Origin of the sequence: Agrobacterium albertimagni AOL15 (assembly GCF_000300855.1) — a bacterium.
GTDB lineage: Bacteria > Pseudomonadota > Alphaproteobacteria > Rhizobiales > Rhizobiaceae > Allorhizobium > Allorhizobium albertimagni.
In genome coordinates this window covers 154,952-181,304 of record NZ_ALJF01000001.1, presented here as the reverse complement: position 1 = coordinate 181,304, position 26,353 = coordinate 154,952, and the positions used below count along the sequence as shown (strand labels likewise).

General features: G+C 57.8%; 23 protein-coding genes and 4 pseudogenes. 13 read left to right on the top strand and 14 right to left on the bottom strand.

The features are described 5' to 3' along the window. Positions 1 to 188, top strand: a pseudogene (locus QWE_RS00845) (IS110 family RNA-guided transposase); the annotation flags it as partial. A 90-nt stretch (positions 189 to 278) separates the two neighbouring features. Here QWE_RS00845 and QWE_RS00840 read toward each other — a convergent pair. Both QWE_RS00840 and QWE_RS24575 read right to left on the bottom strand, forming a co-directional pair. Beyond that, positions 279 to 1,280: pseudogene (locus QWE_RS00840) on the bottom strand (IS256 family transposase); the annotation flags it as partial. Between the two features lie 484 nt (positions 1,281 to 1,764). Continuing rightward, positions 1,765 to 1,998: pseudogene (locus tag QWE_RS24575) on the bottom strand (histidine phosphatase family protein); the annotation flags it as partial. A gap of 440 nt (positions 1,999 to 2,438) precedes the next feature. On the opposite strand from QWE_RS24575, the gene QWE_RS00835 reads away from it, so the two are divergent. Further along, positions 2,439 to 2,957: an SDR family NAD(P)-dependent oxidoreductase gene (locus QWE_RS00835; protein ID WP_006724158.1), complete on the top strand. Its 519-nt coding sequence runs from the start codon at positions 2,439 to 2,441 to the stop codon at positions 2,955 to 2,957. 544 nt (positions 2,958 to 3,501) lie between these two features. Further along, positions 3,502 to 3,735: a hypothetical protein gene (locus tag QWE_RS00830; protein WP_157790666.1), complete on the top strand. Its 234-nt coding sequence runs from the start codon at positions 3,502 to 3,504 to the stop codon at positions 3,733 to 3,735. Between the two features lie 34 nt (positions 3,736 to 3,769). On the opposite strand, the gene QWE_RS00825 is transcribed toward QWE_RS00830, so the two are convergent. Further along, a complete protein-coding gene (locus tag QWE_RS00825; RefSeq protein ID WP_006724155.1) occupies positions 3,770 to 4,657 on the bottom strand; it encodes an AraC family transcriptional regulator in 888 nt (295 codons plus the stop codon). A gap of 203 nt (positions 4,658 to 4,860) precedes the next feature. Between QWE_RS00825 and QWE_RS00820 the strand changes: the two genes are divergently transcribed. Next, positions 4,861 to 5,910, top strand: coding sequence for an aldo/keto reductase (locus QWE_RS00820; RefSeq protein ID WP_006724154.1), 1,050 nt, complete (start codon positions 4,861 to 4,863; stop codon positions 5,908 to 5,910). Positions 5,911 to 6,055: 145 nt separating this feature from the next. Here the strand turns inward: QWE_RS00820 and QWE_RS00815 are convergent, their stop codons facing one another. Beyond that, complete coding sequence (locus QWE_RS00815; protein WP_006724153.1) at positions 6,056 to 6,928, bottom strand: NAD(P)H-binding protein; 873 nt, start codon at positions 6,926 to 6,928, stop codon at positions 6,056 to 6,058. A gap of 91 nt (positions 6,929 to 7,019) precedes the next feature. Here QWE_RS00815 and QWE_RS00805 point away from each other — a divergent pair, with 91 nt between their 5' ends. Beyond that, a complete protein-coding gene (locus QWE_RS00805; protein WP_202802970.1) occupies positions 7,020 to 8,435 on the top strand; it encodes an AraC family transcriptional regulator in 1,416 nt (471 codons plus the stop codon). Positions 8,436 to 8,745: 310 nt separating this feature from the next. On the opposite strand, the gene QWE_RS26005 is transcribed toward QWE_RS00805, so the two are convergent. From QWE_RS26005 to QWE_RS00795, 3 genes are all read right to left on the bottom strand, one after another. Then, positions 8,746 to 8,835, bottom strand: coding sequence for an ArsR family transcriptional regulator (locus tag QWE_RS26005; RefSeq protein ID WP_083872800.1), 90 nt, complete (start codon positions 8,833 to 8,835; stop codon positions 8,746 to 8,748). A gap of 495 nt (positions 8,836 to 9,330) precedes the next feature. Continuing rightward, entirely contained in the window at positions 9,331 to 10,092 is a 762-nt protein-coding gene (locus QWE_RS00800) for an SDR family oxidoreductase (RefSeq protein ID WP_006724150.1), read from the bottom strand. Between the two features lie 83 nt (positions 10,093 to 10,175). Further along, a complete protein-coding gene (locus QWE_RS00795) occupies positions 10,176 to 11,111 on the bottom strand; it encodes an alpha/beta hydrolase family protein (RefSeq protein ID WP_006724149.1) in 936 nt (311 codons plus the stop codon). A gap of 197 nt (positions 11,112 to 11,308) precedes the next feature. Here QWE_RS00795 and QWE_RS00790 point away from each other — a divergent pair, with 197 nt between their 5' ends. Further along, complete coding sequence (locus QWE_RS00790; protein WP_006724148.1) at positions 11,309 to 11,830, top strand: TetR/AcrR family transcriptional regulator; 522 nt, start codon at positions 11,309 to 11,311, stop codon at positions 11,828 to 11,830. A 319-nt stretch (positions 11,831 to 12,149) separates the two neighbouring features. Here QWE_RS00790 and QWE_RS00785 read toward each other — a convergent pair whose 3' ends face one another. The 5 genes and pseudogenes from QWE_RS00785 to QWE_RS00765 form a co-directional block, all read right to left on the bottom strand. Beyond that, the gene (locus tag QWE_RS00785; protein ID WP_006724147.1) at positions 12,150 to 12,896 is read right to left on the bottom strand and encodes an amino acid ABC transporter ATP-binding protein; all 747 of its coding nucleotides are present in this window, start codon (positions 12,894 to 12,896) and stop codon (positions 12,150 to 12,152) included. Then, on the bottom strand, positions 12,893 to 13,993 hold the full coding sequence (locus tag QWE_RS00780) for an amino acid ABC transporter permease (RefSeq protein WP_006724146.1): 1,101 nt from the start codon (positions 13,991 to 13,993) through the stop codon (positions 12,893 to 12,895). The genes QWE_RS00785 and QWE_RS00780 overlap by 4 nt, the downstream gene beginning before the upstream one ends. Next, a complete protein-coding gene (locus tag QWE_RS00775; RefSeq protein ID WP_006724145.1) occupies positions 13,990 to 15,141 on the bottom strand; it encodes an amino acid ABC transporter permease in 1,152 nt (383 codons plus the stop codon). The genes QWE_RS00780 and QWE_RS00775 overlap by 4 nt, the downstream gene beginning before the upstream one ends. Before the next feature lie 16 nt (positions 15,142 to 15,157). Next, a pseudogene (locus QWE_RS00770) lies at positions 15,158 to 16,174 on the bottom strand (amino acid ABC transporter substrate-binding protein). Between the two features lie 40 nt (positions 16,175 to 16,214). Continuing rightward, positions 16,215 to 17,396, bottom strand: a complete 1,182-nt coding sequence (locus tag QWE_RS00765) for a PLP-dependent transferase (RefSeq protein ID WP_006724143.1) — start codon at positions 17,394 to 17,396, stop codon at positions 16,215 to 16,217. Between the two features lie 102 nt (positions 17,397 to 17,498). Between QWE_RS00765 and QWE_RS00760 the strand changes: the two genes are divergently transcribed. The 5 genes from QWE_RS00760 (at position 17,499) to QWE_RS00740 (ending at position 22,804) form a co-directional block, all read left to right on the top strand. Beyond that, complete coding sequence (locus QWE_RS00760) at positions 17,499 to 18,383, top strand: LysR substrate-binding domain-containing protein (RefSeq protein WP_006724142.1); 885 nt, start codon at positions 17,499 to 17,501, stop codon at positions 18,381 to 18,383. A 459-nt stretch (positions 18,384 to 18,842) separates the two neighbouring features. Beyond that, on the top strand, positions 18,843 to 19,670 hold the full coding sequence (gene aztA, locus QWE_RS00755; RefSeq protein ID WP_006724141.1) for a zinc ABC transporter ATP-binding protein AztA: 828 nt from the start codon (positions 18,843 to 18,845) through the stop codon (positions 19,668 to 19,670). Beyond that, on the top strand, positions 19,667 to 20,542 hold the full coding sequence (aztB, locus tag QWE_RS00750) for a zinc ABC transporter permease AztB (protein ID WP_006724140.1): 876 nt from the start codon (positions 19,667 to 19,669) through the stop codon (positions 20,540 to 20,542). The genes aztA and aztB overlap by 4 nt, the downstream gene beginning before the upstream one ends. A gap of 21 nt (positions 20,543 to 20,563) precedes the next feature. Beyond that, positions 20,564 to 21,502, top strand: a complete 939-nt coding sequence (aztC, locus tag QWE_RS00745; protein WP_006724139.1) for a zinc ABC transporter substrate-binding protein AztC — start codon at positions 20,564 to 20,566, stop codon at positions 21,500 to 21,502. A 66-nt stretch (positions 21,503 to 21,568) separates the two neighbouring features. Continuing rightward, positions 21,569 to 22,804, top strand: a complete 1,236-nt coding sequence (locus QWE_RS00740; RefSeq protein WP_006724138.1) for a metallochaperone AztD — start codon at positions 21,569 to 21,571, stop codon at positions 22,802 to 22,804. A gap of 95 nt (positions 22,805 to 22,899) precedes the next feature. On the opposite strand, the gene QWE_RS00735 is transcribed toward QWE_RS00740, so the two are convergent. Continuing rightward, positions 22,900 to 23,565, bottom strand: a complete 666-nt coding sequence (locus tag QWE_RS00735; protein WP_052018027.1) for a TetR/AcrR family transcriptional regulator — start codon at positions 23,563 to 23,565, stop codon at positions 22,900 to 22,902. Positions 23,566 to 23,647: 82 nt separating this feature from the next. Here QWE_RS00735 and QWE_RS00730 point away from each other — a divergent pair, with 82 nt between their 5' ends. Then, positions 23,648 to 24,613 (top strand): alpha/beta fold hydrolase, encoded by a 966-nt coding sequence (locus QWE_RS00730; RefSeq protein WP_240532480.1) that lies wholly within the window; start codon positions 23,648 to 23,650, stop codon positions 24,611 to 24,613. 84 nt (positions 24,614 to 24,697) lie between these two features. Here the strand turns inward: QWE_RS00730 and QWE_RS00725 are convergent, their stop codons facing one another. Further along, entirely contained in the window at positions 24,698 to 25,606 is a 909-nt protein-coding gene (locus tag QWE_RS00725; protein ID WP_006724135.1) for a LysR family transcriptional regulator, read from the bottom strand. 118 nt (positions 25,607 to 25,724) lie between these two features. On the opposite strand from QWE_RS00725, the gene QWE_RS00720 reads away from it, so the two are divergent. Beyond that, positions 25,725 to 26,336, top strand: coding sequence for a glutathione S-transferase family protein (locus QWE_RS00720; protein WP_006724134.1), 612 nt, complete (start codon positions 25,725 to 25,727; stop codon positions 26,334 to 26,336). Positions 26,337 to 26,353: the final 17 nt, after the last annotated feature.

Sequence of the window (26,353 nt, the reverse complement as noted above, 5' to 3'; positions counted from 1 at the left end):
GGAAACCACAGAAGAAGGGCAACAAGCCTGGCCCTGCCTATGCCTATAACGTCAAGAAGCTCCGCGACCAGGAGATGCGCGTCGCTGAGCAAGCGCAAAAGAGCTATGAACGCTTCGTCGAGACGTGGCGTCCGCGCCCGCCTGATAAAAAGGCGCGCGGACGCCTCAATCCGGCAAGGCTCGAGTGAGGTGGCCTGACGGTGCCTTCAGCCGATGCACCGCACTTCACCACGAGGTCATCCGCGCAGGAGAAAAATACCATATTTTTGAGCAAAACTCTTGTCGATCTGATCCGTCGAATGAAGCTTTGCCCAGTGCTGCTTGGGAAAGGTCATGTATGCGAGCACATCCTGTTCGGCGCTATCCATCAGCGTGGCGAGTTTCGGCACCTTCGGCCTGATCTGGTCAGCGACATTGCGCCATTGCTGGCTGGCCGCCCCCGGTGTGTCCTGGGCAAAGGCCGTGGCGATGAAGGCGGAGACGACGCGCCGTCCGCTCTTTCCGGCATGAGCCAAGGCATTGCGCATGAAGTGAACCCTGCATCTCTGCCAGGTGGCAGAGAGCACCTTCGACACCGCTGCCTTGATGCCCTCATGTGCATCGGAGACGACGAGCTTGACGCCGCGCAGGCCTCGTCTGGTCAGCTTGCGCAGGAATTCGGTCCAGATCGCTTCTGCCTCGGATGTGCCGATTTCCATGCCGAGCACCTCGCGTCGGCCGTCAGTGTTGACGCCCACGGCGATGATGACCGCTACCGAGACAATCCGACCGCCGCGACGAACCTTCAGGTAGGTGGCATCGATCCAGAGGTATGGCCACTCGCCCTCGATGGGCCGGTCGAGGAAGGCCTTCACCTTCTCGTCGATCTCTTCGCAGAGTCGGGATACCTGGCTTTTTGAGATGCCGCTCATACCCATGGCCTTGACGAGATCATCAACGGATCGGGTCGAAACGCCTTGGATGTATGCCTCCTGAATGACCGCCGTCAGAGCCTTCTCCGCCATCCGGCGCGGCTCCAGGAAACTCGGGAAGTAGCTGCCTGTGCGAAGCTTGGGAATGCGTAGCTCGACGGTTCCTGCACGTGTCTCCCAGTCTCGATCGCGGTAGCCGTTGCGCTGGGCAAGTCGGAAGCCGTTCTTCTCGCCATAGCCCGCGCCGGTCTTTGTGCCGACCTCCAGCGCCATCAGCTTCTCGGCAGCAAAGCCGATCATCTCGCGCAGCAAATCGGCGTCAGCACTCTTCTCAACGAGCGAGCGCAGGTTCATCATGTCGTCGGTCATCGGTGGTGTCCCTCAGGTTGGTCATAAGCAACCCGACCCTACCGGAAATCACCGATGGCTATGAAATCCAGCTACACCACGTCCTGGGACACGATCCGCACCTAAGGCTCAGGCGCGGATGGTGAAGCTGCATTGACGATAATCGGCTTCATGCTGCCTCGTTGCAGGGAAACCGGGTCGACGGTTTGGGCCTCAAGCACACGTTTGCGCATCAGACTGAAGAGCTTTTTCAGCTTTGAAGCCCTCTCGAGGCGAACGTGAAGGCGTTCGAAAACACCGGTGCTAGACGCGGCTGTCCGGGACAGGCCCATATTCACTCATGAATGGCGAGCCACTCTGGCGGGCGGTCCGATCACCCGTTCGTCTAGAGGCACAAATCCCAGAGGGCAACAGTGCGCGCCCGTGGTTTCGCCGAGAACAACACTCCTGGCACCTCCGCCGACGACGACCGCGATATCGACAGGGGCATCTGCAGTTCGTCCTGTCAGTCAGGAGCGTCAAACACGGGACCGTTCGGACTGAAGTTGAAGCTTTCGAGCCGAAAATGCCCGTCATTCAATCCAAGCACGGTGACACTTGCAGGATCCACCGGGATGATGCGCTTTGGTGGCAGCCCAAGCAGGCCACCAAGCAGTCCGCCAATGACACCCCCGTGACATACCACTGGAAGACGGCCTCGCGTTGGGTCGCAAGCACCCGTTAGAGCTTTGAGGGTGCGGCTGCGGAAGTCGTGCTAGCTTGCGCCACGGGAGCCTACACCGACCATCTCGTCACTATGCCTGCCGGGCCATCACGCATCTTCGTTGTAGAGAACAACCCGGCCCACGCCGAGTTGATAGGATCCAGGGTTGCGGCGGCCCGGTTCATTGGCCGTCGTCTTCGCAAAGCAGATATACCGGCGTCGGCTCGCCTCCGATGGCGTTTGTCAACTTTCTCTAACCAACCAGTAGAGGGTTGGCCATCTAGTGCTCTTTAAATGCATCGCTTAGCTTTTCCAGACTGCGGATTGAGAGGCAGCTCGTTGATTTTTTCGGTGTGCTGCGTGGCGCGTGGAGATCCAACTCAAGCCGTTTTGCATACTTCAGTCTGCGTATCTGCATCCAGGCGTCGCGGTTCGGCTCTTCGCGCAACTCAGAAAATGAGAAGGAGGTAACGTTCATGACCACGAGGATCGCACTTGTAATTGGTGCTTGCAGCGGATTGGGCTACTCCAGCGTGATGAGTTTTGCGAAGTCAGGTGTTCACATCATCGGCACCTACAGGTCGCAGGCGGAGTTTCCCGAAGAGATAGTGCGAGAGGTCGAATGGCTTGGTGGCCGCGCAGTGATGCTGAAACTGGATGCGAGACAGCCGGATTTGCAATCCTTTGTTCTCGATATCGTTGAAGCGCTCGAAACAAACTTTGGGGCCAGCAAGCTCGACAATGTGATTATCAATACGGGAACGGTATTCGAGCCATCGGTGACAAGAAAACTGGATCATTGGCAGTTTTACGTCACGCATGTGCGATTGCCTCACCTGCTGACTGAAGCAATTGGCGACCTTTTGAGGGACACATGCGAGGTCGTGCTCATCTCGTCGATCGACAGGCGAGGTTCTGGCAAGATCACATCGTCTCACGGCCAAGCAATTCCGGCTGGCTTCAGGGCTTTTCCACCTTCTGTTGCCGAAGTCTGACCGCCACATCTTTGCTTCGGACAGGGCGACGAAAGAGCTTCGAGATCTGTCAGCCGGCGTGGGACGCGACGATAGTGCTTGAGCCGCTTTGGCATCGGCTTCATGCTCTTGCGTTCCAATACTCTAAAAAAAGCCGCATGCTGGCGGCTTCCTTCTTCTCGCCTTCGCGGCACCACTGGCCTGATCCCACAGATCAGAAGGGCCTCACTCACGACGTCACCGCGGTCGCAGATAGCTTAAGCGTCAATTGCCCGTTTAAGGAAATAATGCAGGACGAAATGCCCCGGCGAGACGACTGCAACGAGCTCCCATCCCTTGGATCCAAGCTCGTTCATTTCCTCATTCGTCAGAGCTCGTTCAATCGTACAATATTCCCATCGCATGGTCGCGCCTCCCGGTTGTCTGTTGCCGTAAACGAACTAGTTCGGTTTGGTTTCGCGTCAACCCAGGATGGTAGGTCAGTGTAAAGGCTGATCTATCAACAAAAGTGGCTCATGGCCTGATCTTCAAGAGTGCCATTTTTCGAGAAACGCCACACGGGCAGATGGGCGCGATTGTTACTTCTATCCCTTTTGAAGATCGGTCGTGGTTGAAGATCTTGGAACGCCGGCTGATTTTCTCGCGTAAAACCCGTCAAGGCTTTGTCGGTGGCTTTATTGTCCTGGGGCATGGCGGTTTGATCGCGGGCGTCGGCGAGGAGCGTCTTGTGGCGTGGGTGCCTTCATCCTCGAAATCGATCCTGGCAAAACGAGGAGCCATCGAAACCGAATTCCGCTGATCTGTCCCGCTTTCGGCCGCGGGGAAAGAAGTTGCTACATCGATTGTCTGAGGCCGATCACGCTGGAGATCGGCGACTGTCCGAATTCGCGGCGGTATTCGCGGCTGAATTGGGCAGGACTTTCGTAGCCGACATCATAGGCTGACGATGCAGCGTCAAGTCCGGCCACGATCATCAGCCGGCGCGCTTCATTGAGTTGCAGGCGCTTGCGATACTGGACGGGGCTCACGCCGGTCACCTGCTTGAAATGCCGGTGAAACGTTGACACTCCCATATGCGCGATATCGGCAAGGTGACTTATGGATTGACGTTCGCGGAAGTGCTGTTTGAGCCATTCCAGCGCCCTGATGATGCTGCTCGAGGCTCCTTCCATCGAAGCGAGTAAAGCGAGACGTGTACCGACCGGGCTCATGATCAGACGATAGATGATCTCTCGTCGTATGGGCTGAGCGAAGAGGTCGATTTCGTCCGGACGTTCTGCCAACCGGCACAGGCGAAACAATGCTTCGAGGAGGTGAGGGGTCACGGTCGAACTCGCTATCCCAAGAAGCGGAGCCTGACTGAGCCTTTCCTGCGTGATCTCAGATATCAAACTGCGGACAAGGCTCAGATCTATCTTGAGCAGAATTCCCAGATAGGGCTCGCTCGCACTCGCTTGCGTGACCCAGGCTGTGACTGGAAGATCTACGGACGTGAGTAGAAAATGCGTGCGGCCATAGTCATAGGTGTTGCTGCCAAGCACAACACGCTTCCTGCCTGAAATCACCAGAGACAGGCTGGCTTCCATCATTCCGATATGAGGGGCTGTCGGTGACACATGACGGTGGAGGGCAAGCCCGGGCACCTGCGTCAAGGTCGCGCCCTCATTCGGTGCCCAGCGGTCAAAACCGTTTGCCAGGGTCTGCTGCAAATGCTCGATCATCCTGAACAATTCCAAGGTTGCGGCGCAGGGCTATTTCAGATGGAGGTTACTGGCTAGGCCAGTCGCCCTTCTATGGCAACGCGATCCTCGTCGACGAGAGAGGATTGTGCAATCATCAGAGTGAAACGTGCTACTGCTCTCAGGTCGCATCCGAATAGTTTCCTGAATGGCGCGCAGCTCCTGCGCCCCGAAGGAGAGATAAGATGCACTACAACATGTTAGGACGAACGGGCTTGCTCGTGTCTGAATTGAGCCTCGGCACGATGACTTTCGGCGTCAGCCAATGGGGTGGGATCGGCGGGGTTGACCAGAATGGCGCTGAGCAACTCATTCGGTTCAGTCTGGATGCAGGTGTGAACCTGCTCGACACAGCGGACATTTATTCGGGCGGCCAATCAGAGGAAATCACCGGTGCGGCACTGCGCAACCTCGGCGTTCGAAGGCACGATGTCTTGATCTCTACCAAGACTTTCGGGCAAGCGAGTGAAGGGCAAAATGACCGCGGAGCGTCACGAGCGCATATTTTGGATAGCCTTCACGCCAGCCTGAAAAGGCTGCAGCTCGACTATATCGATCTTTACCAGCTGCACGGCTTCGATCCCCTGACGCCGATCGAAGAAAGCTTGCGCGCGCTCGATCACCTCGTGCGCCAGGGTGCCGTGCGCTACATCGGCGTTTCGAATTGGGCTGCGTGGCAGATCGCACAGGCTATGGGAGTGACCGAACGCCTCGGGCTCTCGCCACTCTCCAGCCTGCAGGCCTATTATTCGCTTGCCGGGAGAGAGATCGAGCATGAAATCACCCCTCTCCTGTCCGCCACCGGATTGGGTCTCGTCTGTTGGAGCCCATTGGCCGGGGGGATGTTGAGTGGCAAGTTCGATCGCAACTTTGAAGGCGACAACCAGGCTCGTCGAGCCACGACGCCTTTCCCGCCTCTCGATATCGACCGCACCTATGATCTGATTGACGAGCTGCGCAGCATTGCGGCTGCGCATGGCGCGTCGCCGGCCCAGATTGCATTGGCATGGCTGCTCCACCGGAAGACCGTTTCAACGGTGCTTCTCGGCGCGAAACGGGTTGAGCAACTGCAAGACAATCTCGGCGCAACGAAAATCGAGCTGCAGCAGTCTGATCTTGATCGACTGGATGCGGTGAGCAAACTCGCCACGATCTATCCTCAATGGATGCAGCAGATCTTCGATGGGGGACGGAGTGAGCAGATTGTGTCCTTGGGTCAGCGCCGGCGTTGGTGACCAACGCAGCCTAAGATCCCATGGTGATGCCCATTGGGACAGGCCAGAAGCGGCACTGTCCCAATGGCTTCTCTGCTGGATTGTTCCTACAGTGAAATCGATGGCTTCAGGGCCCGTCGACTAGCGTCGGGATGATCGAAAACCTTTATCCTGTAACCAGGGGGCGTAGCTCGTCTTCGCACCACATGCGGAAGGTGGTCGGTGTATTGTGGCGTGAGGCCCCTGTGATGAGGTGATCCATCCCCTCGTTCTTGGCCGTCAGCATCTCGACATAGGCTTGCGCCATGCCGTCGCTAGCGCCGAAATCGCGCATCATCTGGCCGAAGTGGTCCATAGGCATTTCGCTTGCGATGATCTCGCGACCGAGAACCTCAGACATGATTGCGGCCATCTGGCCAAAAGACAGGTCCTCGGGACCGAGGAGCGGAATTGCCTCGACGCCTGACCATTTCGGGGAAAGCAAGAGGTCGGCTGCGACCCGCGCCACATCGGCCTTGGCCACATGCGGCAATTTCAGGTCCGTTGGCGTCGGTTGGAAGAAACGGCCGATGGTCCGGATCGGTTCGGCCTGGCGCGCAATGTTATCCATCAGTGAGGCGCAGGCGAGGGCGCGATAGTTGACGCCAGTCTGCGCGATCATGTCGTCAACCGCCAGCGTCGCAGTGACGTGACCAGCGGGCTTCGGCCAACCACGACCCAAAGCCGAAATGCCAACCACGTGCGTGACTGCGGACTCGGGAAGGGCATCGCAAAACGCCCGAGAGACATCCACATAGGCTGCCTTGGCCGAGGCCATTGTCGGGTCGCCGGGCGGCAACCAGAACACGCCGGTTACGCTTGGCAGCGCTCGCGCGATCGTCGCAGCGTCCGCCATCGAGCCCTCGATGACGTCAAGCTGCAAATCAGACGGCAACTTCGAGGGATCACGGGCGATTAAACGCACAGCCATGCCGGCCGCGCGCAGGTTGGAGAGGACACGGCGACCAATGTCGCCGGTTGGGGTTGTGACGAGGATCATGACGGTTTCCATATTGATACGGTTGGTGAAAGGAGCGTTTGGTTGGCAAGCGGCTTGAGATCGGGCAGCGCGTTGCCTGTCGAGACATCGAATGGAACCGAGACGTGACCATATCTTCGGCAAACATGGCAAAGAAGCTGCCGCAGTTCTGCCGCCAAATCTGCTCGCCGTCGAAGGCCATGGCGAGACCCACCTCCGTCAGCGCAGCCATCAGATCGTGGGACTAGATGTCATCAACGTAAGACGACAGCATCTTCTCCAGGTCTTGAGACGCAAAGGCCTCAAGCCACGCGGCGCGAGCGGCGGCGACTTTAGAGCGGCGGCACGATCTTCTGTGGCGCCGGACACGATCAGTGCATGCCGGCGGATGCGACGAAGGCCGATGCGGCGAGGACAACCATGGCAAACTCAGTGCGGTGCAAGACGTCTTGAGATCTCGTCACGAAGCAGTTCCTTCTTTTCTCTGCACACCAAACCTAGTCTTTGCTGGCGGAACGTTCTATGTGTGATAATACGCAATTATATCGCATTCGTTCAGGATCGTCTGGTGGCTGACCTCGTTCCCGATATTCTGTCGGATGTCCTGGACGTGCTCCAGCCGCGTGATTGCGTGGCGGCAGGACTGGATGCCGGTGGGAACTGGTCCATCCGTTACGGCCCGCACGCCGGCATGAAATGTATCGGCATAGTGAAAGGTAGTTGTTGGCTGGTTCTGGATGGCCAGCGCACCCCGGTTCGGCTGGGCGAGGGGGACTGTGTCATGCTGCCCCACGGCAAGGCATTCGTCCTGTCCGCCTCCGGCGCCCGGATTGGGGACGCAGCCGAAACCGTCCATTCGGCCCCGGCACATGGGGACACGGCGCTGTTGGGCAGCGGCGGCGATTTCTACATGATCGGCGCGCGATTCCTGCTTTCAGGCCTTGCGTCCGAATTACTGATGGCATCCCTGGCGGATGTCATCGTGATCCCTGGCGGGGACAAAGACAATTCGGCAAGCGGAGAGACCGTGCGGTGGGCACTCACTCGTATTGCCACTGAGCTTCGCCATCGCCGCCCGGGCTGTGCCAGTTTCATCGAGCATCTGTCGCATGTTCTACTGATCGAACTGATGCGTTGTCATCTGGACGGAGACAATGAGGAGCAGATTGGATGGACTGCAGCAATTTCAGATCCATTTCTTCGACCAGCCTTTGTCGCCATGCATCGCGACCTCTCTAGCCCATGGACTGTGGCGACGCTGGCCAAGCGAGCAGGTCTATCGCGCACTGCTTTTGCAGTTCGGTTCGCGCGGCTCGTCGGTCGGTCGCCGATGAGCTACTTGACACTTTGGAGGATGCTGTGGGCAGCCAAGCGGCTCGATCGGGATGGTGCCACGGTTGCTGAAGCCTCAGCAGAGGTAGGATATTCATCAGAGAGTGCCTTCACGGCAGCATTCAGGCGGACCCTGGGAAAGACGCCGCGACGGCTCGCCGCTCGCAGAGTTATCTCGACCTCCGGCCAAAGGTGAGCAGCACAGAAATTGTCTTTCGATGTCCCTGTTGAATAGAACCGCCCCGCGTGATGCTTTCCATGGAATTGGGAGATCCACCTGGCGAGGTCGATCGCAAGAATATGCATCTGTGTCATGTCCTGCGCCAGCGCCATCAGGCGCCGCAACGATCAATCTGATCCTTTCACTTTTGATGCTGGACGGGTTCGCGCTCCTATACTCGCAAATTCTGAGCCAAGCCGAGCTCGACGATAATGTTGATCACCAATTGATTGTCGCAGCGGTAGAACATGGTTTGGTTCTGCCGTCGGGCTTGAGCACATTGGGTCTAGCGTAGTTTCGCAAGATGCTGAGACATGACGGACTGGCTGACGCCAAGCTCGGTCCCAAGTTCGGACACGGACCACTCTCTCTCGATCTGAGCAACGCAGCAAGCCTGACCGGGTTCGCCAGCGCTGCCAGAATTGGGATTGCTTGTCCGACGGCGGGATGATCAGAGGAGGCCCACACCTTGTCCGAGGGGTCTTTCGGTTGAACTGACATGCATGCTCGCATCTGAAGTATCGCTACCACCGGGATGAATGACGGTAAGCGGTTGAATATGTTGGCCTGCTCGGCGAAGCTCGACATCGGCTGCCTTACTATCGGTTATAGAATGCAACAACTTGTGTTAGAATTCCTGTTCGGATCGATGGCGGGATCAAATCCTCGTTATGGCGGGCTTTGCGGTTCACTCTAGTCAGTCAATGAACCCTGGGAGACAGCTGTATCAAGCCGAAGCGAACGCCATGTGCTTCAGGATCCGAACAGGCGATTTGCGCTGATTTTTTGTGATTTGCATCCACGATGATCGGCCCGATCATCGGCCTTTGGAGCAATGGGCACAAAAAGCCTTTCGCATGCGAATGCAGCGTCAGCCTGTGTTCAACGCTTCTTTCGCGAAGAGCGATACAGCGTCCGAACCCGCAGCTATGCGCACAGGCGAAGACCCATCGGTCACTGCTCGCCAAACGGCCTCAGCCACGTCACTTGCGCTGGTGACTTCACCCGGCTCCTGCGACGCTTTGGAAAACACTTGCTTCGCAAAGTCGGCATAGGCCTCCGGTATACCGTTTTGCGAGCGCGCACGGGCGGTCGCACTGAAGGAGGTCTGCGGGGCTCGTCCTGGGATGACAATTCGCACCCGTACACCGAAGGGCTCCACCTCAAGCGCAAGATTCTCGCTGAATGCTTCAATGGCCGCTTTGCTGGCGGTGTAGGCAGACAGCATGGGAAACGGTTTGAGCGTCACGGCCGATGAAACATTGACGACCACACCCGAGTTTCGTCGGCGAAAGCCCGGCAATACGGCTTGTGTCATTGCCATGGTCCCGAATGTATTGAGCTCGAATATCTGGCGCGTATCGTCAAGCGACACGCCTTCAAGGGCGCCCATCAGACCAGCGCCCGCATTGTTGACCAAAGCATCGATAGGTCCAGCGTCCCGGACAGCGCGGGCTATGCTTTGGGCGTCAGTCACATCGAGAGCGATGATATGGAGCCGTTCGGATTTTGGCAGCAGGTCGGCACGCGGAGTGCGCATTGTGGCGATAACATTCCAGTTGCGATCGAGAAAATAGCGAGCAGTCTCTAACCCGAAGCCGGAGGAACTGCCGGTGATGAGGATCGTATTCATGTCAGACTCCTGGTGTGCTGATATGGGGCGTGCGCCGTGGCCTGACGCGTCATGTGCAAGTGCAAGGGGGTGTCTCAGTCGGCCTACTTTGTTTCTAATTGTCCTTCCGGCGCCGTTTCTGCCGCCAGCTTGGCAGCCGCTTGGGCGAATGCGGGATTGCCGGGATAGAGCGCAGTCCGCAAAAACGCGGTTGAAAGGCGCTGGATTTCGGCGACACGCTCAGGACGCTCGTCCGTCGTCTCTCGTGCCTCGTAGCCCGGTATGCCACCCAGCGAATGCTCGCCGCCAAAAGCGGTGAAGAGCGCCTTCGGCGAGGGGCTGAGATCGTAAGCGTCACGCCACCAGTCTGGTCCACGAACGCTCAGCCGGCCTTGGTCATGATCGCCCATGACGATGAGGGTAGGGGCCGTCATGCCTGAATAGTCGGGATACAGGAACGGAAATGTGCGCGCTGCATGCTGGGTTAGGTCTCGGCCGCTGCCCGGCACTGCCAGCAAGACGCCTGCCTTCACTCTGTCATCCTTGCGGTTGACGATTGAGCCGTTGCCAGGGTCAGGATGGCGCGCGCCGAGAAATGCACTGGCAGTCTGCCCACCCCAAGAATGTCCGGCGATTGCGATCCGCGAGCGATCCAGCCGGCCGCGGATGATGGGTGTTTCTCGTTCGATACGGTCGAGTCCATCCAGAATATCTGCGATGTCTTGCTCCCGAAAGCGCCAGAGATTTGGACGACGGGAATCGTCAGCAGAAAGGCCAAGCACGCGCGAGTCCAGATGCGTCGGCTGGATCACGACGAAACCGTGAGCGGCCCAGTAATCGATGAGGGGCCCATAGGCATGAAGCGACTGACCGTTGCCATGGGAGAAAAGAATGGTGGGTAGGCTCTCGCCGATGACTGGTGCAGAAACCTTCAGATGCAGATCACTACCCCGGTTCGGCGAAGGCAGTATGATCGGTGCGATCGAGATAACGGGGGATAGCTGGGCATCTCCGTCGACTTCATGGAGCGGGCTGGTCATGGTACACTTCCTTCAGGACAAAACGGATCAATGATCCGATTTCGTCTATACGGAACAATGATCCGAATAGCAAGTGGGTGTGGCTGACTGTGTCTCAATCTGACGAAGTGATCGATCCGGTCTCCGCCGGGAGCGGTAAATCCGTCTCCCCGGCACCGCGAATGCGCGCCGACGCTCGTAAAAATGAGGAGGCAGTCTTGGAGGCGGCCAAGATCGTTTTCGCCCGTTCGGGTGTTGATGCACCCATCCGAGAGATTGCCACCCAAGCAGGCGTCGGACTTGGGACACTATATCGCCGTTTTCCAACCCGAGCCGATCTGGTCGCTGCGGTCTTTCGCCGCGAAGTCGATGCGTGCGCCGATGCGGCGACAACACTTGCCTCGGAGCATTCGCCTGCTGATGCATTGGGTGCCTGGCTGATGCTCTATACGCGCTTCCTCGCGACCAAGCAGGGGTTGGCCGCCGCCCTCCATTCCGGTGATGCAGCTTTTGCCAGCTTGCCTGACTATTTCCGAAGTCGTTTTGAGCCGGCACTATCCATGTTGCTGGATTCTGCGGCCGAGGCGGGTGAAGTTCGCGCCGACGTCGCGCCTTATGACCTCCTGCGCGGGATTGGCAATCTCGCTGTAGCATCGGGGGAGGATGGAGCCGCGCATATTGAACGCATGCTCATGCTGCTGCTTGATGGTCTGAAGTCAGTGAAGACCTCGAGGACATGACAAGGCCTGTGCTATGACGGTGTTTCAGAGTTCGTCTCTCAGTTCCGGGGCAATTCTTGATCACACCGAGATATCCTGCACGGCAGCTGACGCGGACGCTCGTCTCAGGGCGCCCGCGATCTGCGCGGCCCCCGATTATAGCCCGGACAAAATGCGGACCAATCAGGGATGTGCCTTGCCAATCGATCAACGGGTATCAGCGCCTGCCAATGTTCATGTTTAGCGGCGGCTGGCTCCGAGCGGCCGGATCCAGGTCAATGGCTTGGTAGCCAGCACTCGACGATGGTGACGAGCCCTGCTTCCTCCCAGACTTGAGGCTTTAGTGCATGATGTTTGCCAAAAAGCGTCGGGTACTTGGCTGCTCCGGGGCGTCAAAGAAGATGGAAGGCTCATTGATTTCGACCACCTGACCTGCTTCCATAAAGACGACCCTGTCAGCGACCCTGCGAGCAAATCCCATTTCATGGGTCACAACGATCATGGTCATTCCCTCTTCAGCGAGCTCTACCATCGTATCGAGAACCTCCTTGACCATCTCCGGGTCCAGCGCTGAAGTGGGTTCGTCGAACAGCATGATCTTCGGTGTCATGCAAAGGGCCCGGGCGATAGCGACCCGCTGTTGCTGCCCACCTGATAACTGCCCTGGATATTTGTCAGCCTGCTCTGGAATGCGTACTTTCTCCAGGAAATGCATGGCCATATCCTCCGCATCCTTTCGCTTTTTCCCGCGTGAGAGGATCTGAGGCAGGGCGCAATTCTCCTTGACCGTCAAATGGGGGAACAGGTTGAAATGCTGAAACACCATCCCAACTTCGCGTCGAATGGCATCCAGATTCTTGACGCTATCGTCCAGCGGAATGCCGTTTACGCGAATTCTGCCGCGCTGGTGTTCTTCAAGCCGGTTGATGCAGCGGATGAGCGTCGACTTACCGGATCCCGAGGGGCCGCATACGACGATGCGTTCTCCCGGCGCCACCGCCAAGTTGATGTTCTTCAACACGTGGAAGCTGCCATACCATTTATCCAAGGCTGCAACTTGGATGGCGTTAAGGTCATCTGCTTTCATCGGTAGCTCCGGGTTTGTACGCGGGTCTCAAGCCAGCGGCTGTAGTTGGATATGCCAAAGCAGATCAGGAAGTAGATCAAAGCGACAAAGATGTAGCTTTCGACATAGGGCGCCGGCCAAACGGGGTCGGTGGCGGCAACGCGGGCGGCGCTCAACATGTCGAATACGCCGACGATCAACACGAGACTGGTATTCTTGACCATCACGATCGCCGTGTTGGTCAATGGCGGGATGACTTTCTGGAGCGCTTGAGGCAGCACGATATGCCAAACGGCCTTCCAGCCCGGTATGCCAAGGGCCCTTGCGGCCTCTAGCTGGCCGCTTGGAACGCCCTGAAGCCCGCCACGAATGACTTCCGCGAGATAGGCGGCGGCAAAGACCGTGAGCGCTGCGAGCGTTCGGCCGAGCTTGTCGATTGACCACCCCGCTGGCAGAAGGAGCGGCAACAGGATGGAGGCGACAAAGAGAAGCCCGACCAGCGGCAGGCCGCGAACCAGTTCGATTGTCAACAGCGACATCAATCGCGGTATCGGCAGGGACGAACGCCTTCCAAGGGCGAGGAGTACTGCAAAGGGGAAACCCAGGCCCAGTGATAGCAAGGCAAGCAGGAGTGTCACCGGCAACCCGCCCCAGCTCGAAGTCGGTACCGGCGTCAAGCCGAATACGCCACCCCACATCAATCCCAGCATGATCGCAACGGATGTGATCCAGACTGCAATCAGCCTCCGGCCCCAGAGCCTGGGTGAGAGGGAGGCGAGGATCATGACCAGGAGCAAGCTCATGACCAAGATGGGTCGCCACTGCTCGTCTGGTGGGTAGACGCCGAAGATGATGAAGCGGAATTTCGCGCCAATGAACGCCCAGCACGCACCGCCTTCGCGGCAGTTGGCGGGATCGTCTGTCGACCACACAGCGTCGAAGGTGGCCCAGTTCAATGCCGGCATCATCAGGATCAGCAGGAAGCCGGTCGTGACAGTCAGAACTGTTGCGACAAGATCGCCAAAGAAGAGATGCAGGATCGGCTTGCGCTTTGGTCTCGGCGGCGTCGACGGTTCCAAAGGCCCCACCCGAGTAGAGCTGACATCGATTGCTGTCATCTTGCCTCCACCAATGCGACGCGCGCATTGTACCAATTCATGAAAAGCGAAACGGCGATGCTGATGGTCAGGAAGATGCCGAGCAGGAGAGCGATGCTCTCGATCGCCTGTCCTGTCTGGTTGATCACCGTCCCCACGACGAGCCCCAGTTCCGGGTAGCCGACGGCGAGCGCAAGCGTGGTGTTCTTGACCGTTGACAGATACTGCGACGTCAGCGGCGGAATGATGATCCGCAGCGCCTGCGGGATGATGATCCTGGTCAATGTGTGTCGTTCGGACAACCCGATCGCCCGTCCAGCCTCCCACTGTCCAGATGAGACAGCGTCAATGCCGCCGCGAATGATCTCGCCGATAAAGGCAGAGGTGTAGATCACCAGGCCCAGCATAAGGGCAGCAAATTCCGGTGATAGCCTGAACCCGCCGGTGAAGTTGAAACCACTCATCTCGGGGAAGCTGACCGTTGCGCTAGGTTGGAGAACAATTCCGGCCCCGAGCGCCGCAAATGCCATCACCCCGATGAGTGCCAGGAGGGGTCTGCTGTCATGCCACCAGCCGAGCCTGATCATGCGGCCACGCATGTGCCACGCACCAAGGGTTGCAACAATGAGGACGAAGGCGAATGTCAGGGAAGTCCCGCTGAACTCTACCGAGGGAACGTAAAAGCCTCTCAGCGACAGGAAAACCCCGGGCAGGGGATTGTAAGCCTCACGCGGCGCTGGCAACGCGGTCGTTGCAAGCGCGTACCAGAACAGGAGGTGGACGATCAGCGGCATATTCCGCATCGTTGTCACGAAAACCCCGGCGACGCCGGATGTCAGGGGATGCTTTGAACGTCGCGCCAATCCAACGAGCAAGCCAAGCGCAGTCGACAGAAGGATGGCGAGGATCGAAATTGCAACGGTATTGCCCAGGCCCGTGACATAGGCCCAGAGGAATGTGTCCGAGGGGTCGTAGGGCAGGACGCTTTCGGAAATCGGGAAGTTGGCGGGCCGCGAAAGGAAGCCAAAGCCAACCTTGATACCCCGGGCGTCGAGATTTGCGACGGTGTTGCTCACAAGCCAGAAGAGGAGGGCGGCAAAGCCGCCCAGCAAAAGGATTTGCCCAGTCCAGTTTCTGACCCGTCTGTTATCGTAAACAGCGGAAATCATGGTTGGCATCCTTGCCTTACTGGAAAGCCATCGGGAACATTAGTCCGCCGTCCGAAAAGAGCCTGTTGGGACCTCGCTCGATCTTGAGCGCACTGCCGGCACCCAGGTTGCGCTCGAACATCTCTCCATAATTGCCCAGCTGCTTGACGATATTTTAGGCAAACTTGTCATCGAGACCGAGCGCCTTGCCGTTGCCAGGCTCCATCCCCAGGAATCGTTTCACTCGCGGGTCGTCAGACCCCATCATCTCGTCAACATTGGCCTGGGTAATGCCGTAGAGTTCCGCGTTGAGCAGTGCCTGGATCGACCAGTTGACAATATCCAGCCAATTGTCGTCTCCATGGCGCACGGCAGGGGTCAGCGCATCCATGTATTTGGTGGCGGGGAAGATAACGTAGTCGTCTGGGTTGTCGGACTGTGTTGCGCGAACGGAAGCAAGGGCGGCCGCATCAGTGATCAGCGCATCACATCGACCAGAGAAGAATGCCTGACGCGTGGCTGCAACATTGTCGAACACGACCGGGTTCAGCTTCAGGTTCTGCTTGGTCGACACATCGTTGACGACGACTTCCGTAGTCGAACCTGTCTGAACGCAAACGGATGCTCCCGTCATCTCTTCCACTTTGGTGACACCGGAGGACTTGGCAACCATGAATCCCGTAAACTCGTAGTAAGTCGGGGTTGTGAAGTTGATGCCGTTCGCGTCGCGCTGAAGGGTCCATGTCAGGGTGCGCGGTAAAATGTCGATCTCGCCGGTCTGCAGTGCGGGGATACGCTGTTGCCCGCTCAAAGGGACGAATTCGACTTTCTCCTTGTCGCCGAAAATGGCGACGGCCACGGCGCGGCATGTTTCGACGTCAAGGCCGGTCCAATAGCCTTTGTCGTCTGGTGAGCCAAATCCGACCGTCCCTTGGCTTGCACCGCAGACGATGCGGCCTCGCTCCTTCACTTTATCCAACGTAGGACCTGCATGAGCAGTCGTCGCCGATAGGGTTGCGGCAAGGGCCGCGATGCCGATATTCCAGTTTTTCATGTTATCGTTCCCTTTGTTTTTATGGATCTGGCTATGTCGTTTAAGCCGATTTCGCCGCGGCAGGCGCTTTTGCGACCGCGTCAACAATCGGTTCAAGGTCCGCCCAAAGATCGCTTTCGTCTTCAAGGCCGACATTGATTCTGAGGATCGTGCCCGTATGGGCCGCCAGGTCTGTTGCGCGCGTGATTGTCATTGGTGCAAGCAGGCTGTGCGTGCCGCCCCAGGAGGCACCAATTGAGAAGGTTTGTGCTGCCGTTAAAAGGGCAGGCAAGGCAGCCTCGGCATGAGGCGGGATGACAAGGCTGAACACTCCGCTGGCACCGGCGAAGTCCCGTTCAAACTCCGCGTGACCCGCAGCCCCAGGAAGGGCGGGGTGCAGCACCAGTTCGGCAGGCACGCGCTCCGCCATTCGCTTCGCAAAATTCAAAGCAACGCGACCGGAATGGGCGAGGCGGACACCCATCGTTTCCATGCCGCGAAGTGCCAGCGCGCAGTCGTCGGGTGACACCCCCATGCCGATCATGCGCATGGTGTCCTTCAGTTTCTTGTGCAGGGCGATGTCTTTGACAGCGATGGATCCCATCAAGAGGTCTGAATGGCCACCGACATACTTTGTCAGCGCCATCGAAGAGAAGTCCATGTCGTGAGCGAGAGGCTTGAAATAAAGGGGCGTCGCCCAGGTGTTGTCGCAACCGGTGAGGATCCCGCGTGCCTTCGCCGCCGCGACGATCGCAGGAATGTCCTGGACCTCCATCGTTGTGGAACCGGGCGATTCCGTCCAGATAAGCTTGACGGTATCGTCGATCAGGTCCGCGATGCCGGCACCGATCATCGGGTCGTAAACGCTAAAGGCGATGCCTCGCGGCTTAAGGTAGTTCTCGCAAAATCCGGCGACCGGCGGATAGGCGCTGTCCGGGATGAGAACTGTGTCGCCAGGCATCAGGACAGAAAGAAACACGACCGTGATGGCGGCCTGTCCCGAAGGAACCAGAACTGTCCGAAGGCCTTGCTCAAGCGCCGTGATCGACGCTTCCAACGTCCGCGACGTCGGAGTGCCGTGCAGGCCGTAGGTATAGCCGTCAGGGCCACGCTTTGACCGGTTTGCGTAAGCCTCGGCGCTTTCGAAGACAATTGTGGAGGCACGGTAGGTGGGCGTCGCGAGGCTGGCAAAGCCGTCGTGCGAAACTTCGGGTCGTTTAACGCAGAGCGTCAGGTCGTGCATGGTGTGTCCTCATTCGATTTCGGAAGAAAAGGTGCCACGCCTGTGGTAGAAGGACAATTGACGATGGCGTCTAGGTCTATGCTCAAAGCTTATAGGTAAGGGATGAACTTCAGGCAGGTTGAGGCATTTCGCGCCGTCATCATCAGTGGCACGGTCTCAAGAGCGGCAGAGCTGATGGGCGTGACGCAGCCGAATGTCAGCCGTCTGGTCGCCGAACTCGAAGAGAGTGTTGGCTTTGCATTGTTCGATCGCGTCAAGGGGAGGCTGATCCCGACACCTGAAGGTCAAGCATTCTACCGCGACGTCGACCAAAGCTTCAGGGGGCTCGATCTTTTGCGTTCCTCTGCGGCTCGCATCCGGGACTTCGGCTCGGGGCAGATCCGCGTGGCCAGCCTGGCAGCGGCTGGATCAACGATTGTGCCGCGCGCTGTGAAGCGGTTCAGAGAAACCTATCCGGCCGCCGTTGTGACGCTGAATATCATGTCGTCTGCCGCTGTGCGCAATCACGTGGTTGATGGAGATTTCGACCTTGGTCTTGCAGCCGACGAAGTTGATTTGTCAGGGGTTGAACATCAGGTGTTCGGGAGCTTCCCAGCTCTCTGCGCGATCCCACCCGCACATCCATTGGCAAAACGAGATGTCATAAGGCCTGAGGATTTTGAAGGCGTTGATTACATAGCGCTGTCTGCGGAGGATCGCGCCCGTCTCCAGTTCGAGCACCACTGCGCCGCAGCAGGCTCCAGACCCAATCTGGTAATCGAGACTCCTTTCGCAATTACGGCCTGTGCACTGGCTCTCGAAGGTGTTGGTCTGGCTATCGTCAATCCACTTGCTATCGATGGATTTGCCCAACGCGGCCTGGTTTTTCGACCATTCGAGCCCTCAGTATATTTCAAGAGCTACCTCTTGTTTCGGCCCGATATGCAAAAGGCGAGCCTTGTTCGTGCTTTCGTCACGGCGCTGATGGAGGTTCGCAACGCGAGGTAATTTAGCGTCTCATTCACAAGATGCTCTCTCCGAGGGTTTCTGCTTCAGACGCGAGCGAAAGCGGCAGTCGCGATCTTCGGGCAGCCGGACATAAGAGTTTCGATCAAAACAGGACCAGTGCCTTGAAGTCGAATAGGACGAGATTGCCGCACTCGAAACCGCGCGACATGAGCTAACTCCAGCCGTCAGCGCCTATCCTATCCCGACGCAACAGATTCCCGGTGATGTCGTCATGCCCATCGCTTCCTGCAGTACTGTGGGAGCTCGGATCGTCTTGCAAAGCAGGTGTCGCCGGGCGGGCCTGATTGCGTCCAAGAGCGCTGACGTCTGGTCTGAGCGCCGAGAACAGGCATGCAATATCGCGCCATAAACTTTTCTGGTTGACGTATGTAATAACATTACATTAAGGCTCGCATCGAAACCTGACGCACCTCGGTGGCGTCTTTCGTGAGAAACAAGATGCATGATGCCTGCCTCAAATTCAGCGATTTTACGCTTGGTTACGACAGGCATCCCGCGGTGCATCACCTCAACGGCGTTGTGCGCCAAGGGAGCCTTACCGCCGTTGTTGGTGGCAATGGATCAGGCAAGTCGACCTTGATGAAGGGCATCGTGGGACTGCTACGACCCATGAGCGGCTCCTGCTCCATGGCTTCGGGCACCCGCCTTGCCTATCTTCCGCAACAATCGGAGCTGGATCGCTCCTTTCCCGCCCGCGTCATTGATCTGGTGTCGCTGGGCCTGTGGCCGCGTCGTGGCCTCCTGGGGCGACATGGCACCAAGGATCGCCAGGACGTTGCCGATGCGCTGATGGCAGTCGGGTTGGAAGGTTTTGAGAGGCGTCCGATTGACACCTTGTCGGGTGGTCAGATGCAACGGGCACTGTTTGCACGGGTGCTTGTGCAGGACGCCGATCTCATTCTTCTCGACGAGCCGTTCAATGCCGTTGATGCGCGTACGATCGTCGATCTCGTCGCGCTGATCAAGGGCTGGCATGGCGAGAACCGCACTGTGATGGTGGTCGTGCACGATCTTGATCTGGTGCGTGAGCATTTTCCCGAAGCCTTGTTGCTGGCGCGGCAGCCTGTCGCCTGGGGCGACGTGCACCGGACCCTGTCTCCTGAAAATTTGCTGCGAGCACGGCACTTTCATGAAGCCTGGGACGCGCGCGCCCCATGGTGCGGTCCGGCGGGGCATGTTCACGATCAACACCATCACCACGAAGATGAGTATCCCGCGGTTTCCTCGATCGCCGTCCAGCGCGTGGCGGGCAGGGCCAAATCATGACCATGCTCTACGACGCCCTGATCCTTCCCTTCACCGAATTCGCCTTCATGCAACGAGCGCTTGGTGGTGCGCTCATGTTGTCACTCAGCGCTTGCCCTGTCGGCGTATTTCTTATGCTGCGGCGAATGAGCCTCACTGGTGATGCGATGGCTCATGCCATACTGCCTGGGGCCGCCGCCGGCTTTCTTATGTATGGGCTGGAAATCGTGCCGATGACAATCGGTGGGCTGATTGCCGGAATTGTCGTGGCTCTGGGAGCCGGGGCGGTCGCACGTCTGACGGTCCAGAAAGAGGACGCCTCTTTGGCCGCGTTCTACCTGATCTCTTTGTCGCTCGGCGTGCTGATGGTGTCGTTACGCGGCTCGAGTATCGATCTGATGCATGTCCTGTTCGGGACCGTCCTGGCATTGAACAACGACGCGCTCAGCTTGATTGCACTTGTGTGTGCCGTCACCCTCGTCCTGCTTGTGTTGTTCTGGCGTGCACTGGTGGCGGAGTGCATGGACCCGTTGTTTTTGCGCTCGGTGTCTCGCCTCGGTTCGCCGGTTCATTTCATTTTTCTGGGCCTTGTTGTCATCAACCTTGTCGCTGGATTCCAGGCGCTAGGAACCTTGCTGTCGGTTGGCCTCATGGTTTTGCCGGCAGCCTCCGCGCGGTTCTGGTCGCAGCATGTTTCGATGATATGTCTGCTGGCGATCGCGATCGGCTTTGCGTCGTCTATCGCTGGCCTGCTTCTATCCTATCACGCCTCGCTACCCTCTGGGCCAGCGATCATCCTGTCTGCAGGGGCGGTCTATTTCGTGTCCGTGATCGCAAGTCCGCGCGGCTTGCTTTTCTCGCGGCTACCGCGGTCCGCTCATCGGACCGCCTAGTTACAGTTACTGGAGACACCCATGAAGAAACGGACGCTCCTTCTCTCCGGCCTCGCAACGGCCTTGCTCAGTGGCTTCGCTGCGCCAGCCTCTGCACAGGATGGAAAACTGTCGGTCGTGGCGAGCTTCTCCATCATCGGAGATCTGGCAAAACAGGTCGGTGGAGATCGTATCGAGCTTAGAACGCTTGTCGGTCCGGATAGCGACGCGCATGTTTATGAGCCCCGTCCCGCTGATGCCATGGCTCTGGCGCGCGCTGACGTCATCCTCGTCAACGGACTGCTGCTCGAAGGGTTCATGGCGCGCCTGATCGAGGCAAGCCAGGCTGACGCTCCGATCACCACCGTCAGTGACGGCGCCGACATCCTCAACGATCCGACCGGTGGTCACTATCACTTCGTGGGTGGCAAGGCGATATTCCATGCCACACCGAATGATCCGCATGCATGGCAGTCAGTCGGCAACGTCAAAACCTATGTTCAAAACATCGAGAAGGCTTTTTGCGCAGCCGATGCCAACGGATGTGAGGCCTACAAGGTCAATGCAAGTGCCTACATTGAAGAACTCACAGTGCTCGATGCCGAGATCAAGGCGCAGATTGGTGCGATCCCTAGAGATCACCGCGTGGCTGTGGTCGCACACAACGCCTTCCGCTACTTCGAGCGGGATTACGGCATGTCCTTTTTGTCGCCGCAGGGTGTTTCGACGGAATCCGAGGCTTCTGCAGCAGATGTCGCCTCCCTGATCCGTGAGATCCGCGAGAAACGCGCGGGCGCCGTTTTCTCCGAGAACATTTCCGATAGCCGCCTCGTCGAGCAGATTGCTTCCGAGGCCGGTTTGAAGCTTGGCGGCACCCTCTATTCAGACGCCTTGTCCCCGCCCGGTGGTCCCGCGCCGACGTATATCGAGATGATGCGCTACAACGTCAAAATGCTCACGTCAGGTATCAACAAGAGCTGACCTGTCCCGTAAACGCGGCAAAAACCGCGCTGCAATTGTTATGTAATATCATAAAGGAGAAAGATCATGAAACGACTGATTTGGGGCGTCTCCGTCCTTGCACTGTCCGCGGGGCTTGTTGGCCCGATGGCATTCGCCGACGAGGATGTCGAAGACATTACGCTTTATCGCGTGTTCGTCGGTGATCACGAAGCGGGGAAGGTGACCGCGTTTGATCTCGACAAGCCGGAGAACCTGTGGACGTTTGAGACAACGGGGCAAAACAAGCTCTATAGCGTGAACAACGGTTCGGCCATCGTGGCCGTGCAATCCGATGACGATGCCGTCAACTTCATCCAGAGCGGTATTTCGCTTCACTCGCACGGTGACCATTCAGACATTGAGATTAAAGACCCGCACGCTGTCCAGCAGACTCTGACCGGACCTCGGCCTTTCCATGTCATCGATCACGATGGCAAGGTGGTCATCAACTTCGACAAGGGCGGTTACGCTGAGATCGTCGAAGCGCATGAGCTGTTGCATGGTGAAATCGAGTCCAGTCGTCTGAATCAGACACGGGCGCATCACGGCTTTGTCGCGCCTGTTGGCAATGCCTGGGTCACGACCGTCGCATCCGACGCTCCCGTTGAAGGCGATGCCGCGCCCACGCGCGTTGGCTTGCGTGCCGTCAAGGAAGACGGCACTCCGGCGGGGGATGTTGCAACCTGCACCGGAATCCATGGTGAAGCCTTCTCAGGCGCATTTTTGGCGGCGGGCTGCAAGGAAGGCATTTTGACGGTGACGGCGGGCGAGGGTGGCCCTGTCACGAACATGCTGACCTATCCTGCGGATTTGCCGAGCGGCGAGGCAACCGGCACATTGCTCGGTGCCAAGAGCATGCAGGTCTTCGTCGGTAACTACGGCGCCAAGGGGCTGGTCGTGGTCGACCCCGCCGATGAGCCTCACTTCCGCTACATCGAACTGCCGTTCCGTCGGGTCGATTTCGCACTGGACCCGGCCAATGCCCGCTTCGGCTATGTTCTGACCGAAGACGGCTCGTTGCATCAGATTGACGTCCTGGATGGCAAACTGTCCAAGAGCGCCAAGGTGACCGAGCCCTATTCCATGGACGGCCACTGGAACGACCCGCGCCCGCGTATTGCCATGGCAGGTGACGAGATTGTCATGAGCGATCCGAACGCTGGTTTGATCCGTCGTATCGCCAAGGATGATCTCAAGGAAGTCGGCACGATTGCGGTCGAGGGCAAGCCCTACAACATCGCGGTGGCCGGCGGCAGCGGCAAGGTTCACGAAGGCGAATAATGTGACATATCACCCATCACGTTCCTATTGGAGAAAGCCCGCTGCTTAGTAAAGGATAGCGAAGGCCAAGAGGACGATGCAGGGGCTGGCGATTTTCATGTGGTAGCTTTTGGCGTCACTGCGAAATCGCCAGACTTGACATACCACGCTGGAGCGATGCCGCATCCCCCTGGCTCCCTTGCTTTGAAGACCAGCAGTGCTTCGTTTGCAATGTCCTGCAGCTCTTCAGGGCTTGCACCGTCGCGGGCTTGGATGGACAGCCCCAGCAGGAGTGTCATCAGATAGCGAGCAGACGATGCAGCGCTTTCGGGGGTCAGCCACGCTTGAAGCGTGAGCGCTATCTTGTCACGCAAGAGTTTTCGGCGTTCTGCCAGTTCAAGGGCGAGCTCTACGTGATCCTCGCCACACTGAAGCATCCCACTTGATATCATGCAACCGCCCTCCCCAGCAGGGTCAGTGATGGCGTTTACCGCATGCTTGAGAAAGTTCTCGATTGCCTCGGAGAGACTGGTCGTCGGATCCAGATCTCCGAACGCATTTGGCATCCGGGCATATCGATCGAGCGCTTCACGGTAGAGACCCGCTTTGCTGCCAAATGCAGCATACAGACTGGGAGGAGCAATACCGATTGCTGACGTCAGGTCCGTGAGAGAGACGCCTTCGAAACCATGCCGCCAAAACAGGTGCATGGCGACATCCACCGCATGATCCCGGTCAAATGTGCGAGGCCCGCTCCGGCGCTTGTTTTTTTGCTTATCCATAGTGATCACTAAAAACATGTTGACGGCGAATGGCAAGTGTCTAGTTTGTAGTGATCACTACAAGCAAAGAGGATCTGGTGAAATGTCGTTCAGGAATACAGCGTCCGAGGCGTGCCAAAATGAGCGTGAAAGACGTGAGGGTAGGCGCCGTCGCTTTGCGACCTTGATGTCCGGATGTCTGGTCGTCGTCTCGGTGATGTTTGCCTCGGTGGCTGCCAAGGCTGCTGAAAACAATTACAGCCTGGTATCTCCGGATGGCGTTGAAATCGCCGTACAGGAATTCGGAAATCCGGCCGGTCCGCCTATCATCTTCATTCACGGGCTGCTCGGCAGTCATGGAAACTGGGAAAGCCAAGTCAAAAGCGCTGAGCTCTCGCGCTTCAGGCTGATCACCTTCGATCTCCGCGGCCACGGTTTATCGGGCAAGCCGGACGAGGGTGCTGCCTATGGAAACGCACGCCGCTGGGCTGATGATCTGCATACGGTCGTGAAAGCGACACAGGTGAAAAGCCCCGTTCTCGTTGGATGGTCGCTAGGCGGCGCAGTCATGACCAATTATGTTGCGACCTATGGCGACGATCACCTTGGTGGTCTGCTTTATGTCGCAGGGGTCGTTGAACTGTCGCCACAGTTGATGACAGCGCATCCTGACGTATACGGCGGCCTGGCTTCTGAAGACGCGGTGGTTCGCCTTGAAGCGACACGCAAATTTCTGGCGCTGTGCTTTGCCAGGCAACCGGATGAGGCGACTTTCGATCGACTTCTTTCGAATGCCGCACTGTCTTCGTCGACAATGGTTCGGCACACGCCATCGATGCCGGTCCTGGCAGCCGGTGCGTTACCCAGGGTAAAGGTCCCGGTGGTCATGCTCTATGGTGAAAAGGACGCACTGGTGATGGCCAATGCGAGCATCGAACGTGCCACTACTCTCAATCCAGCGATAGACACGATGATTTACACCGACTCGGGGCACGCGCCGTTCCTGGAAGAAGCAGAACGTTTCAACCTCGATCTGGTTGAGTTCCGCGACAGTATTCCGGTGCGCTAAGCCCTCGTCTCAACAAGAGACCTTGGCAATGCCATGCATGACAGACGAATGCTTGCAAGCCAGCCAGGAACTGGCGGTGACGGTCTACTCGCTTCGATTTGATTGCAGTGCCGAGCGCAGCCGTGGCGTGGCGAAATCGAGGAAGGCACGAAGCTTGAGTGGCATTATCGCGCTTGGTAGATAAATCAGATGTACTGGCGATGCCGGAAGCTCGTATTGTTCGAGGACCGGCTTGAGCAGTCCCTGCTCAACCAGATTGCTGGCCTGATATGACATCACCCGCGTCAAGCCGAGACCAGAAGCCGCCGCATCGACGGCGGCTTCTGCGGTGTTGACAGACAGTCGAGGCCGAATATCGACGGAGAATGTCTGTTGGCCATCGCTGAACTGCCAAGACCGAGAGGATTGGACGCCCTCAAAAGCGATGCATTGCTGGTCACTCAGATCATGGGGTGTCAGTGGCTCGTTATGTTGCTGCAGATACTTCGGGCTCCCGTAGACACGGCTCCTGATCGCTCCGAACCGCAGCGCCATTAAGCTCGAATCCGCCAGATCACCGATGCGCAACGCGAGGTCGATCTGGTCCTCCACCAGATTGTTGTTCCGATCGCTGAGCGTCAGTCTCATATTGATCTCGGGAAACGCCCTGAGAAAATCTGTCACCACAGGCAGGACGTGCAGGCGGCCGAACACGATCGGTGCAGTCATCGTGAGATCGCCTTTCGGGGTCAGGTATTCTCCTGACACTCGCCGCTCAGCCTCATCTATACGTTCCAGAATGTCTTTTGCAGCGCTTAAATACAGCCGACCTGCATCGGTAAGTGCGACATTGCGGTTTGTTCTGATGATCAATTTCGCGCCGAGGAGCCTTTCCATCTCCGCTATCTTTCGACTGACAGTCGGCAAGGGTGAGTGAAGCGCTCTGGCCGCGGCCGAAAGGCTGCCGGTCTCGACCACTTTGAGAAAGAGGCGCATCGCGTCAACTCGATCCATTTTTTCCTTCCAGAAAATGAGAGGGTGATTATCGATTGTTATAGCTACTGCAGATAATTGGAAGGAGGTAGGTTGGTATCAATGTTGTAGCTGACTATTGAAACCTCGGAGTGTTGCTATGAAACTCTACCATCTTCCGCTTTCGGGACATGCTCATCGCGCAGTTCTCTTCCTCTCTTTGATTGATCAGAAGGCTGAACTCATCGAAGTGGACCTCGCCAACGGCGAGCACCGCACCGCAGAATATCTGAAGCTGAACGCGTTCGGTCAGGTGCCCGTGCTGGATGATGGCGGGTTTGTGGTAAACGATTCCAACGCCATCCTTGTGTATCTCGCGACGAAACTTGGCCGGAAAGACTGGTTGCCGGACGACCTGCAAACAATGGCCAGGATCCAGAAATGGCTTTCGGTCGCCGCCGGAGAGATTGCCTATGGACCTTGCGCGGCACGGTTGATCACCGTGTTCGGTGCCGATTTCCGGGCCGAAGAGGTCATTGCGCGCGCGCATCGAATTCTCAGTCTGATCGAGCTGGAGCTTGAACACCATTTGTTCATCGTTGGCGACAAGCCGACGATCGCTGACGTGGCACTCTACAGCTATATCGCGGGAGCGCCCGAAGGGAACGTGGACCTGATGCCCTATGCGAATGTTCGTCAGTGGTTGGCTCAGATCGAGGCGCTTCCCGGCTTTGTTGAATTTCCCGAGACCATCGCAGGCCTCAGAACCTGAGCTTTGCGTTCTGGGCA

What these genes read in the sequence shown, in the direction of transcription:
- QWE_RS00735 (WP_052018027.1), bottom strand. Translation starts at nt 23,565, where the DNA reads ATGGATAAGCAAAAAAACAAGCGCCGGAGCGGGCCTCGCACATTTGAC.
- QWE_RS00825 (WP_006724155.1), bottom strand. Translation starts at nt 4,657, where the DNA reads ATGATCGAGCATTTGCAGCAGACCCTGGCAAACGGTTTTGACCGCTGG.
- QWE_RS00725 (WP_006724135.1), bottom strand. Translation starts at nt 25,606, where the DNA reads ATGGATCGAGTTGACGCGATGCGCCTCTTTCTCAAAGTGGTCGAGACC.
- aztC (WP_006724139.1), top strand. Translation starts at nt 20,564, where the DNA reads ATGAAGAAACGGACGCTCCTTCTCTCCGGCCTCGCAACGGCCTTGCTC.
- QWE_RS00775 (WP_006724145.1), bottom strand. Translation starts at nt 15,141, where the DNA reads ATGATTTCCGCTGTTTACGATAACAGACGGGTCAGAAACTGGACTGGG.
- QWE_RS00830 (WP_157790666.1), top strand. Translation starts at nt 3,502, where the DNA reads ATGGGCGCGATTGTTACTTCTATCCCTTTTGAAGATCGGTCGTGGTTG.
- QWE_RS00800 (WP_006724150.1), bottom strand. Translation starts at nt 10,092, where the DNA reads ATGAATACGATCCTCATCACCGGCAGTTCCTCCGGCTTCGGGTTAGAG.
- QWE_RS00785 (WP_006724147.1), bottom strand. Translation starts at nt 12,896, where the DNA reads ATGAAAGCAGATGACCTTAACGCCATCCAAGTTGCAGCCTTGGATAAA.
- QWE_RS00720 (WP_006724134.1), top strand. Translation starts at nt 25,725, where the DNA reads ATGAAACTCTACCATCTTCCGCTTTCGGGACATGCTCATCGCGCAGTT.
- QWE_RS00805 (WP_202802970.1), top strand. Translation starts at nt 7,020, where the DNA reads ATGGAACCGAGACGTGACCATATCTTCGGCAAACATGGCAAAGAAGCT.
- QWE_RS00730 (WP_240532480.1), top strand. Translation starts at nt 23,648, where the DNA reads ATGTCGTTCAGGAATACAGCGTCCGAGGCGTGCCAAAATGAGCGTGAA.
- QWE_RS00815 (WP_006724153.1), bottom strand. Translation starts at nt 6,928, where the DNA reads ATGATCCTCGTCACAACCCCAACCGGCGACATTGGTCGCCGTGTCCTC.
- QWE_RS00760 (WP_006724142.1), top strand. Translation starts at nt 17,499, where the DNA reads ATGAACTTCAGGCAGGTTGAGGCATTTCGCGCCGTCATCATCAGTGGC.
- QWE_RS00820 (WP_006724154.1), top strand. Translation starts at nt 4,861, where the DNA reads ATGCACTACAACATGTTAGGACGAACGGGCTTGCTCGTGTCTGAATTG.
- aztA (WP_006724141.1), top strand. Translation starts at nt 18,843, where the DNA reads ATGCATGATGCCTGCCTCAAATTCAGCGATTTTACGCTTGGTTACGAC.
- QWE_RS00765 (WP_006724143.1), bottom strand. Translation starts at nt 17,396, where the DNA reads ATGCACGACCTGACGCTCTGCGTTAAACGACCCGAAGTTTCGCACGAC.
- QWE_RS00795 (WP_006724149.1), bottom strand. Translation starts at nt 11,111, where the DNA reads ATGACCAGCCCGCTCCATGAAGTCGACGGAGATGCCCAGCTATCCCCC.
- aztB (WP_006724140.1), top strand. Translation starts at nt 19,667, where the DNA reads ATGACCATGCTCTACGACGCCCTGATCCTTCCCTTCACCGAATTCGCC.
- QWE_RS00835 (WP_006724158.1), top strand. Translation starts at nt 2,439, where the DNA reads ATGACCACGAGGATCGCACTTGTAATTGGTGCTTGCAGCGGATTGGGC.
- QWE_RS00740 (WP_006724138.1), top strand. Translation starts at nt 21,569, where the DNA reads ATGAAACGACTGATTTGGGGCGTCTCCGTCCTTGCACTGTCCGCGGGG.
- QWE_RS00780 (WP_006724146.1), bottom strand. Translation starts at nt 13,993, where the DNA reads ATGACAGCAATCGATGTCAGCTCTACTCGGGTGGGGCCTTTGGAACCG.